Genomic DNA, 16,228 nt, shown 5'->3' on the forward strand with positions numbered 1-16,228 from the left:
GGAGACAACGCAGGAGAGTTGACGGCACATGGCGAACGAGGACAAGCTCCGCGACTACCTGAAGCTGGCCACGGCGGACCTGCGCCAGGCCAAGCAGCGGTTGCGGGACTTCGAGGCGCGGGAAACCGAGCCGATCGCGATCGTCGGCATGGGCTGCCGCTTCCCGGGCGGCATCGAGACGCCGGAAGCGTTGTGGCGCCTGGTTTCCGAGGGCGGTGACGTCGTCGGGGAGCTGCCCGCCAACCGGAACTGGCCGTCGCGCTACGACCCGGACCCGGCGCGGCCCGGCACGTTCTCCATGCGCGGCGGCGCGTTCCTGCACGACGCCGACCGGTTCGACGCCGCCTTCTTCGGCATCTCCCCGCGCGAGGCCCTCGCGATGGACCCCCAGCAACGGCTGCTGCTGGAGACGTCGTGGGAGGCCCTCGAACGCGGCGGCATCGACCCGCGGACGCTGCGGGCCAGCCGCACCGGCGTGTTCGTCGGAGCCATGCAGCAGAACTACGCGCCGAGCTCGCACCAGGTGCCCGAGTCCGTCGAAGGGCACCTGCTCACCGGCACGATCACCAGCGTCGCCTCCGGCCGGATCGCCTACGTCCTCGGCCTGGAGGGGCCCGCGGTCACCGTCGACACGGCGTGCTCGTCGTCGCTGGTCGCGCTGCACTGGGCGGTGCAGGCGCTGCGCCGCGACGAGTGTTCGCTGGCGCTGGCGGGTGGCGTCACCGTGATGGCGACGCCGGGCATCCTCATCGAACTCAGCCGGCAGCGGGCGCTGTCGCCGGACGGCCGGTGCAAGCCGTTCTCCGCGGACGCCGACGGCTTCGGCGCCGCCGAGGGCGCCGGGATGCTGGTGCTGGAACGGCTGTCCGACGCCCAGCGGAACGGGCACCCCGTGCTCGCCGTCGTGCGCGGTTCGGCGGTCAACTCCGACGGCGCGTCCACCGGGCTCAGCGCCCCGAACGGGCCGTCGCAGGAACGGGTCATCCTCGACGCGCTGGCCAACGCCCGGGTGGCGGCCAGCCAGGTCGACCTGATGGAGGCGCACGGCACCGGCACCCCGCTCGGCGACCCGATCGAGGCGCAGGCACTGCTGGAGACCTACGGCCGCGGCCGGTCGCCGGAACAGCCGCTGTGGCTGGGCTCGGTGAAGTCGAACATCGGGCACACGCAGGCCGCCGCCGGGGTCGCCGGGGTGATGAAGGCCGTGCTGGCGCTGCAGCACGCGACCCTGCCGGCGTCGAAGCACGGCGAACGTCCGACGTCCGAAGTGGACTGGTCGGCGGGCACCCTGCGGTTGCTGGACCGCGAAACCGCGTGGCCGGAGCGGGACCACCCGCGGCGCGCGGCCGTGTCGTCGTTCGGGATCAGCGGGACCAACGCGCACGCCGTTCTCGAAGCTGCGCCGCCCGTCGAACCCGCGTTGCCCGCGCCGGTGCCCGCGGCCGTCCCGTGGGTGCTGTCAGGACGCACGGCGGAAGCCCTGTGCGCGCAGGCGACCCTGTTGTCCGATGTGGACGATCTGGGACTGGCCGAGGTGGGCTACTCGCTGGCGGTGACGCGGGCTCGGTTCGAGCACCGGGCCGTCGTGGTCGGCCACGATCGGGCTGGACTGCTGCGCGGGCTCGCCGCCGTCGCCGCGGGCGCGCCGGATGATGCGGTGGTGTCCGGAGTGGCCGGGAAACCGGGCAAGGTCGCCCTGGTGTTCCCCGGCCAGGGTTCCCAGTGGGCCGGGATGGCTCTGGAGCTGGCGGAGTCGTCGCCGGTGTTCGCGGCGCGACTCGACGAGTGTGCGACCGCGCTCGATTCCTTTGTGGACTGGTCGCTGCGTGACGTGCTGGCCGACGCGGAGGCGTTGAGCCGGGTCGACGTGGTGCAGCCCGCGTTGTTCGCCGTCATGGTGTCGCTGGCGGAGCTGTGGCGGTCGTACGGCGTGGTGCCGGACGCCGTTCTGGGGCACTCGCAGGGCGAGATCGCGGCCGCCGTCGTCGCCGGCGCGCTGTCCCTCGAGGACGGTGCTCGCGTGGTTGCCCTGCGCAGCAAAGCCATCCTCGCCTTGGCCGGACGCGGTGGCATGGTCTCGGTGGCCGCGTCCCTCGGGGCCGTCGAGACGCGGCTGACCGAGGGACTCTCGATCGCGGCGGTGAACGGCCCGGCCGCCGTGGTGGTTTCCGGCGCCGCCGACGCCCTGGAAGCACTGATCGCGTCCTGCGCGGCCGACGGCATCCGCGCCAAGCGGATCCCGGTCGACTACGCGTCGCACTCCGCGCAGGTCGAGGAGATCCGCGACGAACTCCTGAACGTCCTCGCCCCGATCACCCCGCGAACCGCGGAAACGGGATTCTTCTCCACCGTCACCGGCGACTGGGCCGACGGCGCCGAGCTGGACGCCGAGTACTGGTACACCAACCTCCGCAGCACCGTGCTGCTCGACGACGCCGTGCAGGCCCTGACCGAACGCGGCTTCGGCACGTTCATCGAAGCCTCACCGCACCCGGTCCTGACGATGGCCATCGGCGAAACGGCGACCGCGCTCGGCACCCTGCGCCGCGGCGACGGCGGCCTCGGCCGGTTCCAGCGGGCCCTGGCGGAGGCGCACTGCACCGGCGTCCCGGTCGACTGGACCCCGGCGTTCCCCGGGGCGAGCCGCGTGGACCTGCCCACCTACCCCTTCCAGCGGGAAAGCTTCTGGCTGCGCACCGAACACGAAGCTTCCGCCGACGCGGGCTTCTGGGACCTCGTGGACCGCGACGACCTCGCGGGCACCCTCGGCGTCGCCGTCGACGCGCCGCTGGACGAGGTCCTCCCGGCCCTGGCCGCGTGGCGCCGCCGCCGGACCGTCGAGTCCGCTGTGGACTCCTGGCGGTACGGGATCACCTGGAAGCCGGCGGAGCTGCCCGCCGCCACGCCGTCCGGGCGCTGGCTGGTCGTGCGCGGTGAAGACGGCGGCGGCCAGGACGTCGTGGACACCCTCGCCCGCACCGCCGACGTCGAAACCCTCATCCTGACCAGCACCGACCGGGCGGCGCTGGCCGAGCGCCTGACCGGGCCGTTCGACGGCGTGCTGTCGCTGCTGGCCGCCGACGAACGCCCGCACCCGGACTTCCCGGCGAGCCCGGCCGGGCTGATCCTGACGCTGGTCCTGGCGCAGGCGCTGGGCGACGCCGGGGTCACCGCCCCGCTGTGGGTGCTGACCCGCGGCGCGGTCCGCACCGGGCCCGCCGACGAGCTGCCCGGTCTGGAGCAGTCGCTGGTCTGGGGCCTCGGCCGCGTCCTCGCGCTGGAACACGCCGGCCGCTGGGGCGGCCTCGTCGACCTCACCCCGGAACCCGGGGCCGCGGAGCTCGACCGGCTGGGCCGGATCCTCGCCGCCCGCGGCGACGAGGACCAGCTCGCCGTCCGGCCGGGCGGCCTCCGCGTCCGGCGGCTGCTGCCCGCGGCCCGGGGCGAACGGCCGCGGAACTGGCAGCCCGAAGGCACGATCCTCGTCACCGGCGGCACCGGCGCACTCGGCACGCACGTCGCCCGCTGGCTCGCCGCGGAAGGCGCCTCGCACCTGGTCCTGACCGGCCGCCGCGGACCGGACGCGCCGGGCGCACGCGAGCTGGCCGCCGAGCTGGCGGCCTTCGGTACGCGCGTCACCCTCGCCCGCTGCGACGTCGCCGACCGCGACGCCCTCGCCGCGCTGCTGGCGGACCTCGGCGAGCCGGTCCGCTCGGTCTTCCACGCCGCGGGCACGGTCGAGCTCCTGCCGGTGAGCGAGACGACGCTGCCAGGGTTCGCCGAGGTCGTCCGGGCGAAGGTCGCCGGCGCCCGCCACCTCGACGAACTCCTCGGCGACGACCTCGACGCCTTCGTGCTGTTCTCCTCGATCGCCGGGGTCTGGGGCAGCGGCGACCACGCGGCCTACTCCGCCGCCAACACCTTCCTCGACACGCTCGCCGAGCAGCGCCGCGCCCGCGGCGCCGCCGCGACGTCGATCGCCTGGGGCGTCTGGGCGCCGACGGAGATCGAAGGCCGGGGCGGGATGTCGGAGGGCGTCGACTCCGGGCAGCTGGCCCGCCGCGGGCTGCCGCTGATGGACCCGGCCACGGCGATCGCCGCGCTGCACGACACCCTGGGCCGCGACGAGCCGTTCGTGGTGCTCGCCGACGTCGACTGGGCCCGGTTCCTGCCGGTGTTCACCGCCGGCCGCGCCCGGCCGCTGTTCGACGACCTGCCGCAGGTCCGACCGGAAGCCGCGACGCCGGTCGCCGAGGCCACGCCGCTGGCCGCGCAGCTCGCCGGGCTGTCCGGCGACGACGCCGACCGGCTGCTGCTGGACCTGGTCCGCACCCAGGCCGCCGCGGTGCTCGGACATGCCGGCGGCACCGCCGTCGACCCGGACCGGCCGTTCACCGACCTCGGCTTCGACTCGCTGACCGCCCTGGACGTGCGCAACCGGATCGCCGCCGCGACCGGCGTGCGGCTGCCCGCGACGCTCGTCTTCGACCACCCGACCCCGCGGCGGCTGGCCGCGCACCTGCGGGATGCCGTCCTCGGCGCCCGCACCGGGCCGGCCGTGGTGACCCGGGCGGCGGACGCCGACGACCCGATCGCCATCATCGGCATGGGCTGCCGGTACCCCGGCGGCGTGCGGTCCGCGGACGGCCTGTGGACCCTGGTCACCGAAGGCCGCGACGCCATCTCGGCGTTCCCCGCCGACCGCGGCTGGGACCTCGCGAAGCTGTTCGACGGCTCCGACGGGCAGGGAACGTCGACGGTCCGCGAAGGTGGCTTCCTGCACGACGTCGCCGACTTCGACGCCGGGTTCTTCGGCATCTCGCCGCGCGAAGCGCTCGCCATGGACCCGCAGCAGCGGCTCCTGCTGGAGATCTCGTGGGAGGCGATCGAGCACGCCGGGATCGACCCGGCCACCCTGCGCGGCGAACCCGCGGGCGTCTTCGTCGGCGCGAACTACCAGGACTACCACGCCCGGATGCGCGACATCCCGGACGGCCTCGAAGGACACCTGCTCACCGGCAGCGTGTCGAGCGTGCTCTCCGGCCGGATCGCCTACACGCTCGGGCTGGAAGGCCCCGCCGTCACCATCGACGCGGCCTGCTCGTCTTCGCTGGTGGCGTTGCACCTGGCCGCGCAGGCCCTGCGCCGCGGGGAATGCTCGCTGGCCCTCGCGGGCGGCGTGGCGGTGATGGTGACGCCGTCGTCGTTCACCGCCTTCAGCCGCCAGCGCGGCCTGGCCGCCGACGGGCGCTGCAAGGCGTTCGGGGCCGGGGCCGACGGCATGGGCATGGCCGAGGGCGCCGGCCTGGTGCTGGTCGAGCGGCTGTCCGACGCCCGGCGGCTCGGGCACCCGGTGCTCGCCGTGCTCCGCGGCAGCGCGCTCAACCAGGACGGCGCGTCCAACGGGCTCAGCGCGCCCAGCGGACCGGCCCAGCAGCGCGTCATCCGGGCGGCCCTCGCCGACGCCGGGCTGTCCACTTCGGACGTCGACCTGGTCGAAGCGCACGGCACCGGCACCGCGCTGGGCGACCCGATCGAGGCGCAGGCCCTGCTCGCCACCTACGGCCAGGACCGTGCGGAGCCCCTGTGGCTGGGCTCGCTCAAGTCGAACATCGGCCACACCCAGGCGGCGGCCGGCGTGGCCGGGGTGATCAAGACCGTGCAGGCGCTGCGGCACGGGCTGATGCCGCGGACGCTGCACGCCGGGACGCCGTCGTCCCATGTGGACTGGGACAGCGGCGCGGTGCGGCTGCTCGACGAGCCGCGCGCCTGGGAGCGCCCGCGACCGCGGCGGGCGGCCATCTCGTCGTTCGGCATCTCCGGCACGAACGCCCACGTCATCCTCGAACAGGGCGACACCGGCCCGGCACCCACGCCCGAGCCCGCGGTGGTGCCGTGGGTGCTGTCCGCCAAGACGCCCGAAGCACTGCAGGCGCAGGCCGCAGCTCTTCGGGAACACGAGGGCAGCGTCGCGGACATCGCGTTCTCGCTGGCCACCTCGCGCACCGGCTTCCCGCACCGCGCGGTCGTCACCGGCGACCGGACGGCGTTGTCCGGCGGGCTTTCCGCGCTGGCCGAGGGGCTCCCGGCGCCGAACGTGGTCACCGGGACGGTTGCCCCCGGCCGTACTGCGCTCGTGTTTCCCGGGCAGGGTTCGCAGTGGGCCGGGATGGCTCTGGAGCTGGCGGGGTCCTCACCGGCGTTCGCGGCGCGTCTCGACGAGTGCGCTCTTGCGTTGGCGCCCTTTGTGGACTGGTCGTTGCGGGACGTCCTGGCCGACGCCGAGGCACTGACCCGGGTCGACGTCGTCCAGCCCGCGTTGTGGGCCGTGATGGTGTCGCTGGCCGAGCTGTGGCGGTCCTTCGGTGTGGTGCCGGACGCCGTCGTCGGCCACTCGCAGGGCGAGATCGCCGCGGCGGTGGTGTCGGGCGCGCTGTCCCTTGAGGACGGTGCCCGCGTGGTGGCGTTGCGCAGCCGGGCCATTCTGGCGCTGGCCGGCGGCGGCGGGATGGTGTCGGTCGCTGCTCCTCTCGCGGCCGTCGAAGCTCGGCTGACCGACGGGCTGTCGATCGCCGCGGTGAACGGCCCGGCCGCCGTCGTCGTCTCGGGTGCGCCCGCGGCGCTGGACGCGCTGGTCGCCGCGTGCGAGGCGGACGGCGTGCGCGCGAAGCGGATTCCGGTCGACTACGCGTCCCACTCGGCGCAGGTCGAGCAGCTGCGTGCCGAACTCCTCGACGTGCTGGCCCCGATCCGGCCGCGGGCTGGCGACATCGCGTTCTTCTCGACCGTCACCGGTACCTGGCTCGACGGCGCCGAGCTGGACGCGCGCTACTGGTACACCAACCTCCGCGAAACCGTCCGGCTCGACGTGGCGGTGCGCACGCTCGCCGCGGAAGGCTTCGCCACGTTCGTCGAGTCCTCACCGCACCCCGTGCTGACCACGGCGATCGGCGAGGCCGAGGGGGTCGAAGCGCTCGGTTCCCTGCGCCGGGACGACGGCGGGTACGAGCGGTTCCTCCGCTCGCTCGGCGAGGCGCACGTGCGCGGGGTCGCGGTGGACTGGACGCCCGCGTTCCCCGGTGCCCACCGGATCGAATTGCCCACCTATGCGTTCCAGCGCCGTCGCTACTGGCTCGACGCGGGCACCGCGGCCGCCGACCCGGTGGACGCCGCGTTCTGGGCCGCCGTGGACGGTCTCGACCTCGACACCGTCGCAGGCACCCTCGACGTCGAGCCGGGCAGCACCCTGGCCGAGGTCCTGCCCGCGCTGACCCGCTGGCGCGACCGAGCTCGCGTCGCGTCCGAAGTGGACTCGTGGCGTTACCGCATCGAGTGGAAGCCCGTCGCCGCGCCCTCCTCGCCGGAGCTGTCCGGCCGCTGGCTGGTCATCGTTCCCGCTGGTCACGACGACGCAGGCGTCCCGGAAGCGCTGGCCGCCCACGGCGCCGAGCCGGTCGTGACGTCCGAGTTCACCGGCGCCGAAGGGTTCGCCGGGGTCGTGTCGCTGCTCGCGCTCGACGAAACCGGCGGAGCCGTCGCGAACCTCGCGCTGGCCCAGGCGATGGCCGATGCGCCACTGTGGCTGCTGACCCGCGGCGGGGTCACCGGCGACGACATCCGGCCCGCGCAGGCGATGACGTGGGGCCTGGGCCGCGTGATCGGCTTGGAACGGCCCGAAATCTGGGGCGGCCTGGTCGACCTGCCCGCCGAGCCGGACGCGAAGACCGGGGCGTTGCTCGCCGCCGCCCTGTCCGGTGTGGACGATGAGGACCAGCTCGCGATCCGGCCGTCCGGATTGCTGGCCCGGCGGCTCGTCCGCGCGCCTTTCACCCCGCCGGCGCAGCGGTGGAAGCCGCGCGGCACGGTCCTGATCACCGGCGGTACCGGTGCACTCGGGGGACACGTCGCCCGCCGTCTCGCCGCCGACGGTGCCGAGCACCTGGTGCTGACCAGCCGCCGCGGCCCGGACGCCCCGGGCGCGGCCGAACTCGAAGCCGAGCTGTCCGCGCTCGGAACGCGGGTGACGATCGCTGCCTGCGACGTCGCCGATCGCGCTGCGCTGTCCGCGCTGCTGGCGGACCTGGACGAGCCGGTGCGCGCGGTCGTGCACGCGGCCGGGCTGCCGCAGGCCACCCCCGTCCTGGACACCACCGCGGCCGAGTTCGCGCACGTCATCGGCGGCAAGGTCGCCGGGGCCCGCAATCTGGACGAACTGCTCGGCGACGACCTCGACGCCTTCGTGCTCTTCTCCTCGAACGCCGGGGTCTGGGGCAGCGGCGGCCAGGGCGCCTACGCGGCGGGCAACGCGTACCTCGACGCGCTCGCCGAGCAACGCCGGGCCCGCGGGGCGGCCGCGACCTCGGTCGCCTGGGGTTTCTGGGGCGGCGGGGGCATGGCGGGCGACGTCGAGCTGGAAGACCAGCTGCGCCGGCGCGGCCTCCGCGAGATGGCGCCGGAAGCCGCGGTGGAGGCGCTCTGCCAGGCCCTGGACGCGCGAGAGGTGTTCCTGGCCGTCGCCGACGTCGACTGGGCCCGGTTCGCGCCCGGTTTCACGTTGTCCCGGCGGCGTCCGCTCATCGAGGACCTCCCCGAGGTCCGGGCGCTCGCGGAAACCCCCGAAACGCCGGAGCGTCCCGCGCTGGCCCGGCGGGTCGCGGAGCTGGGCGAGGCCGAGGGCCGCCGGCTGCTGCTGGACATCGTGCGCGGCCAGGCCGCGTCGGTGCTCGGGCACGACTCCGCGACGGCGGTCCCGGCCGGGCGGGCGTTCCGCGAACTCGGCTTCGACTCGCTGACCGCGGTCGAGGTGCGCAACCGGATCACCGCGGCGACCGGGCTGGTCCTGCCCGCGACGCTGGTGTTCGACCACCCGAACCCGGCCGCGCTCGCCGCGGAACTGCACCGCCTGCTGCTCGGCCGGACCGGAACCGCGGTGGTCACCGCGGCGGCGGCCACCGACGAGCCGATCGCGATCGTGGCGATGGGCTGCCGGTTCCCCGGCGGCGTGCGCTCGCCGGAAGACCTCTGGCGGCTGGTCGCCGACGGCGTCGACGCGCTGACGGCGTTCCCCGCCGACCGCGGCTGGGACCTGGCCTCCTTCGGCGACGCGGAATTCGCCGAGGTCGGCGGGTTCCTGGCCGACGCGGCCGAGTTCGACGCGGCCTTCTTCGGCATCTCCCCGCGGGAAGCCCTCGCGATGGACCCGCAGCAGCGGGTGCTGCTGGAGACGTCGTGGGAGGTGTTCGAGCGGGCCGGGCTGGACCCGGCGGCCCTGCGCGGCAGCGCGACCGGCGTCTTCGTCGGCGCGAGCAGCTCCGGCTACGGCGCCGGCTTCGAGCCCGGCTCGGAGGGGTACCTGCTCACCGGCGAGGCGCCCAGCGTGATGTCCGGGCGGCTGTCCTACACCTTCGGCCTGGAAGGCCCGGCCGTCACGGTGGACACCGCGTGCTCGTCGGCGCTGGTCGCGATGCACCTGGCCGCGCAGGCGCTGCGGCAGGGCGAGTGCTCGCTCGCGCTGGCCGGTGGCGTGGCGATCATGGCCGAGCCGATGGCGTTCCTCGAGTTCGCCCGCCAGCGCGGCCTCGCTTCGGACGGCCGGTGCAAGGCGTTCGCCGACGCCGCGGACGGCACCGGCTGGGGCGAGGGCGTCGGTTTGGTGCTGCTGGAGCGACTGTCGGACGCTGAGCGCAACGGCCACCAGGTGCTCGCCGTGGTCCGTGGTTCGGCGGTCAACCAGGATGGTGCGTCCAATGGCTTGAGCGCGCCGAACGGTCCTTCGCAGCAGCGGGTGATCCGGGCTGCGCTGGCGAACGCCGGTCTGTCCACTTCGGACGTCGACGCGGTGGAAGCGCACGGCACGGGCACCCGGCTGGGTGATCCGATCGAGGCGCAGGCGTTGCTGGCGACCTACGGCCAGGACCGCGAAACGCCGCTGTGGCTCGGGTCGGTGAAGTCCAACCTGGGTCACACCCAGGCCGCGGCCGGGATGGCCGGGGTGATCAAGACGGTCGAGGCCCTGCGGCACGGCATTCTCCCGCGCACCCTGCACGTCGACACGCCGTCGTCGCAAGTGGACTGGTCGGCCGGGGCGGTCGAGCTGCTCACCGAAGCCCGCGACTGGCCGGACCGCGACCGGCCGCGCCGGGCCGCCGTTTCGGCGTTCGGCGTCAGCGGCACCAACGTCCACACGATCCTCGAACAGGCGCCGGGTGTCGCGCCGCAGCCGGAGCCCGGACCGACGGACGCGCTGCTGCCGTTCGTCCTCTCCGCCCACGACGACGCTGCTCTCGACGCCCTGATCGCCTGGCTCCCGGACGCGAACCCGGTGGACGTCGGCTTCTCGCTGGCCACCACCCGCGCCCGGCTCGGCCGCCGCGCGGTGCTGCTGGGCGAGGACGTCGTCACCGGCACCGCCGATCCGGACGCGCTGCTGGCGGTCCTCTTCACCGGCCAAGGCGCCCAGCGGGCCGGGATGGGTCTTGAGCTCTACGAGCGGTTCCCGGTGTACGCCTCGGCTTTCGACGCGGTGCTTGCACATTTCCCCGGCCTGCGGCCCGCTTTCGACGATGCCGAGCTGCTCGACAGGACCGAGTTCACCCAGCCCGCGTTGTTCGCGGTCGAGGTGGCGTTGTTCCGGCTGGTCGAGTCGTTCGGTGTCCGCCCGGATTTTGTGGCGGGACACTCGATCGGTGAAATCTCGGCTGCGCATGTGGCTGGGGTGTTGTCCCTTGAGGACGCTTGTCGGCTGGTGTCGGCGCGGGCGTCGCTGATGCAGGCGCTGCCGCCCGGGGGCGCGATGGTCTCCATCGCCGCGCCTGAGTCCGAAATCGTTTTGACCGAGGGTGTTTCTCTCGCGGCGGTGAACGGCCCGGAGTCGGTGGTGATCTCCGGTGACGAGGCCGCGGTGCTGGCGATCGCGGCGCAGTTCCCGAAGACCAAGAGGCTGAAGGTGAGCCACGCATTCCACTCGCCGCTGATGGACCCGATGCTGGCCGAGTTCCGCGCGGTCGCCGAAAGCCTGACCTATCACCGGCCGACGATACCGGTGATCTCGAACGTGAGCGGTGCTCTCGCGGAACCGTTCACCGCGGACTACTGGGTGCGGCACGTGCGCGAGACCGTCCGGTTCGCCGACGGTGTCGAGACACTGAAGTCCGCAGGCGTCGGTGTGTTCCTGGAGCTGGGTCCCGATGGGGTACTCAGCGCGATGGTCGACGGCACCGCGGTTCCCGCTCTCCGGCGAGACCGCTCCGAAGAGAGAGCACTGCTCACGGCATTGAGCACCGCTCACGTCCATGGGGTCGAGGTCGACTGGACGCCGTTCTTCTCCGGCGGCCGCCGCATCGACCTCCCGACCTACCCGTTCCAGCGCGAGCGCTACTGGCCGCGCGCCGGAGCGGCCCGGGGCGACCTCGGCGCGGCCGGGGTGGGCGCGCTGGAGCACCCGCTGCTCGGCGCGGCGGTCGACCTGGCCGACGGCGAAGGCACTGTCCTCACCGGACGGCTGTCGCTGGAGACGCACCCGTGGCTGGCCGGGCACGCGCTGTCCGGCACGGTGCTGGTCCCCGGCACCGCGCTGCTCGAACTCGTGGTGCAGGCCGGCGACCAGGTGGGCTGCACCGTCGTGGACGAGCTGACCTTCGCCGCACCCCTGGTGGTGCCCGGCCGCGGCGCGGTCACCGTCCAGGTGTCGGCCGGTCCGGCCGATGCCGCCGGACGCCGCCCGATCGCGGTGCATTCGCGGGCCGCCGACGCCGAGTGGACGCCGCACGCCACCGGCAGCGTCAGCCCCACGCCCCTTCCCCGGGAAACCGGCGCCGAGTGGCCGCCGCGCGGGGCCGAGCCGGTCGACATCGCCGGGCTGTACCCCCGGCTCGCCGCGATGGGTTTCAGATACGGCGAAGCCTTCGGCGGTCTCACCCGCGTCTGGCGGGACGGCACCGACGTGTACGCCGAAGTGGCGCTGCCCGAGCCGTTCGACGCCGCCGGCTTCGCGGTGCACCCGGCCCTGCTCGACGCCGCCCTGCACCCGCTGGGCCTCGGCATCGTCACCCCGGACGACGGTTCGGCCCGGGTCCCGTTCTCCTTCACGCGCGTCGCGGTGCACGCCGCCGGCGCCACCGAGCTGCGGGTCCGGCTGTCGCCGGCGGGAGAGAACGCCGTTGCGCTCACCGCGTGGGACGCCACCGGCGCACCCGTGGTGACGGTCGGATCGCTGCTGCTGCGCGCGCTCGCCGCACCCGCGGAAACCGTCCCCGACACGCTGTTCGAGCAGGTCTGGACCCCGGTCACCGCCGACCCCGCGGCGACGGCCGCGGACCTCGTCTTCGCTCCCGTGACCGGGGAAGACGTCCACGAAACCACCATCGAGGTCCTGCAAAGACTGCAGAGCTGGCTCGCCGAGGAACGGCCGGGACGGCTCGTCTTCGTCACCCGCGGGGCAGCTGACGGCGACCTCGCGGCGGCCGCGGCCGGCGGCCTGGTGCGATCCGCGCAGTCGGAACACCCGGGCCGGTTCCTCCTGGCCGACGTCGACGACGATCCCCGGTCGCAGGCCTTGCTGTCCACTATGGACACCTTCGGGGAACCGCAGCTGACCCTGCGGGAAGGCACCGCGTCGGCGCCCCGGCTGAGGCGGGCGAGCGCGCTGCCGCTGACCCCGCCCGCCGCGGCGACCTGGCAGCTCGTCACCACCGGCACCGGGACCACCGACGGCCTGGCCCTGGCCGGGACGGCCGAGGCGCCGCTCGGCGAGCGCGAGGTCCGGATCGAGGTGCGCGCGGCCGGGCTGAACTTCCGGGACGTGCTCATCTCCCTCGGCATGTACCCCGACCCGGAAGCGCGCCTCGGCTCCGAAGCGGCGGGCGTGGTCGTCGAAATCGGCTCCGGGGTCCGCGACCTCGCCGTCGGGGATCGGGTGTTCGGCCTGGTCGACGACGCCTTCGGCCCGCGGGCCGGCACGGACGCCCGCCGGCTGGCGCGGATCCCGGCCCGGTGGACGTTCGCCGAAGCGGCGACCGTGCCGGTCGCCTTCGTGACCGCCTACTACGGCCTCTTCGACCTCGGCGGGCTCCGCGCCGGTCAGTCGGTGCTGGTCCACGCGGCGGCCGGCGGGGTCGGCATGGCCGCGGTGCAGCTGGCCCGCTGGAAGGGCGCCGAGGTGTTCGCCACGGCGAGTGAGGGCAAGCACAACGTGCTCCGCGAGCTCGGTCTCGACGACGCGCACCTGGCGAGCTCCCGCACCCTGGACTTCCGCGAGCGGTTCGGGCCCGTCGACGTCGTCCTCAACTCCCTGACCGGGCCGTTCGTCGACGCCTCGCTGGAGCTGCTCGCCCCCGGCGGCCAGTTCGTCGAGCTGGGCAAGACCGACGTCCGCGAGGGCCCGGACTACCACCGTTTCGACCTCGGCGACCCCGGCCCGGACCGGATCGCGGCCATCCTCGCCGACCTCCTGGCCGCCTTCGGCCGCGGCGAGCTGACGCCGTTGCCGGTGCGTGCCTGGGAACTCGGCCGGGCGGCCGAGGCGTTCCGGTTCGTCAGCCAGGCCCGGCACGTCGGCAAGAACGTGCTCACGCTGCCGCGGCCGGAGCCGGCGGGCACCGTGCTCGTCACCGGCGGCACCGGCACGCTCGGCGCCGCCGTGGCCCGGCACCTGGCCCGCCGTCCGGAAGTCCGGCGGCTGGTGCTGGTGAGCAGGCGGGGCCCGGCCGCGCCCGGGGCCGCCGCGCTGCGTGAGGAGCTGACCGCGCTCGGCGCCGAGGCGACCGTGGTCGCCGGCGACGTGGCCGAGCCGGGGTTCGTGGCGGACGTGCTGCGGGAGATCCCCGCCGGGCAACCGCTGATCGGGGTGGTGCACGCCGCGGGCGTTCTCGACGACGGCGTGCTCGAAGCGCAGACACCGGCCCGGGTGGCCTCGGTGCTTCGCGCCAAAGTGGACGGCGCGTCGGCGCTCGACAGGCTTTCCCGGGACCACGACCTGGCCTGGTTCGTCCTGTTCTCCTCGGTCGCCGGAATCGTCGGCGCGCCCGGCCAGAGCGGGTACGCCGCGGCGAACAGCGCGCTGGACGCCCTCGCCGTGCGACGGCGGTCCGCGGGCCTGCCCGCGGTTTCCCTGGCGTGGGGCCAGTGGGCCCTGAGCAGCGCGATGACCGGCAAGCTCGGCGAGCGCGACCGCGGCCGCATCGAGCGCTCGGGCATCCGTCCACTGTCCACTGAGGACGCATTGGCCGCGATGGACGCGGCCATCGGGCTCGGCCGGCCGGTCGCCGTGCCGCTGCGCCTGGACTTCGCCGCCCTGCGCGCGGCCGGCGACCTCGCCCCGCTGTGGCGCGGGCTCGTGCGCGCACCGGTCCGCCGGGCCGCGGCCGCCGCCGTCGTCGACGACGGCTGGACCGGCCTGGACCCCGAAGAGGCCCGGCGCCGGTTGCTGGAGCTGGTCCGCAAGCACGTCGCCGCGGTGCTGGGGCACGCGAGCCCCGAGGCCGTCGACCCCGCGAAGGCGTTCAAGGACACCGGCTTCGACTCCCTGACCTCGGTGGAGCTGCGCAACCGGCTGGCGACCGCGCTCGGCCGCACGCTGCCCGCGACGCTCGTCTTCGACTACCCGACCCCCGAAGCGCTGGCCAGGTTCCTGCACGGCGAATCCGCCGGCGCGGCGGTGGTGCCCGCGGTGCGCGTCCCGGCGGACGACCCGATCGCGATCGTCGCGATGAGCTGCCGCTACCCGGGTGACGTCGATTCGCCGGACGCCCTGTGGCGGCTCGTCGTTGAGGGCCGCGACGCGATCGGGGGGTTCCCGGACGACCGCGGCTGGCCGGTCGACGAGCTGTACCACCCGGACCCGGCGCACCCGGGCACGTTCTACGCCAAGGGCGGCGGTTTCCTGCCCGGTGCCGCGCACTTCGACGCGGCGTTCTTCGGGATCTCGCCCCGCGAAGCCCTCGCCATGGACCCGCAGCAGCGGCTGCTCCTGGAAGTTTCGTGGGAAGCGGTCGAACGCGCGGGCATCGACCCGGGCACGTTGCGCGGCAGCAACACGGGCGTGTTCGTCGGCGCCGCCCACTCCGGCTACGCGGCCGGCGCGCCGGCCGGTGCCGAGGGGCACCTGCTCACCGGCAACGCGGGCAGCGTGCTGTCCGGGCGGGTCGCCTACCACCTGGGTCTGGAGGGTTCCGCGGTCACCGTGGACACGGCGTGTTCGTCGTCGCTGGTCGCGCTGCACCTGGCCGGGCAGGCGCTGCGCCACGGTGAGTGCGACTTGGCGCTGGCTGGCGGCGTCGCGGTCCTCGGCACGCCGGACATCTTCGTCGAGTTCAGCCGCCAGCGCGGGCTGTCCGCGGACGGCCGGTGCAAGGCCTTCGCGGACGCCGCCGACGGCACCGGCTGGAGCGAAGGCGCCGGAATGGTGGTCCTGGAGCGGCTTTCGGACGCGCGCCGCAACGGCCACGAGGTCCTGGCGCTCCTGCGCGGATCGGCGGTCAACTCGGACGGCGCGTCGAACGGCCTGACCGCACCGAACGGCCCGTCGCAGCAGCGGGTGATCCGGGCGGCACTGGCCGACGCCGGACTGTCCACTGCGGACGTGGACGTGGTCGAGGCGCACGGCACCGGGACGACGCTGGGTGACCCGATCGAGGCCCAGGCGGTGCTGGCGACCTACGGCCAGGACCGGTCGGCGCCGCTGTGGCTGGGGTCCCTGAAGTCCAATCTCGGCCACACCCAGTCGGCGGCGGGCGTGGCGGGGGTGATCAAGATGGTGCAGGCGTTGCGCCACGGCGTGCTGCCGAAGACGTTGCACGTGGACGCCCCGTCGACCCGGGTGGACTGGACTTCGGGTGCGGTCGAGCTGCTCACCGAGCAGCGCCCGTGGCCGGCGGTGGACCGCCCGCGCCGCGCGGCGGTGTCGGCGTTCGGCATCTCCGGCACCAACGCGCACGCGATCCTGGAGCTCCCGCCGGAACCGGCCCCGGCTTCGGCTCCGGTGGCGGCGGTGCCGGAGCCGCCGGTGGTGGCTTGGGCGCTGTCGGCGAAAGGGGAACCGGCGTTGCGAGCCCAGGCCCGCAAGCTGGTGCGGGCGCTGTCGGCCGATCGCGAGCCGGCGCAGGCTCGCGAATCGGAGGTGGCGGGGGTTTCGCCGGTCGGGGCCGAGCCGGCGCTTGCCGAGGTGCGTGACTCCGCGGTGGCGGGGGTTTCGCCGGTCGGGACCGAGCCGGCGCTTGCCGAGGTGCGTGAC

At 74.6% G+C, this 16,228-nt stretch carries 1 protein-coding gene; it reads left to right on the forward strand.

What is annotated here, in order from left to right; translation table 11 throughout:
• Window positions 1-28: 28 nt before the first annotated feature.
• The coding region (locus AB0J55_RS25855; protein WP_364253401.1) for a type I polyketide synthase at window positions 29-16,228 on the forward strand (16,200 nt) is incomplete at its 3' end.

The organism is Amycolatopsis sp. NPDC049688 (genome assembly GCF_040674975.1).
Lineage (GTDB): Bacteria > Actinomycetota > Actinomycetes > Mycobacteriales > Pseudonocardiaceae > Amycolatopsis.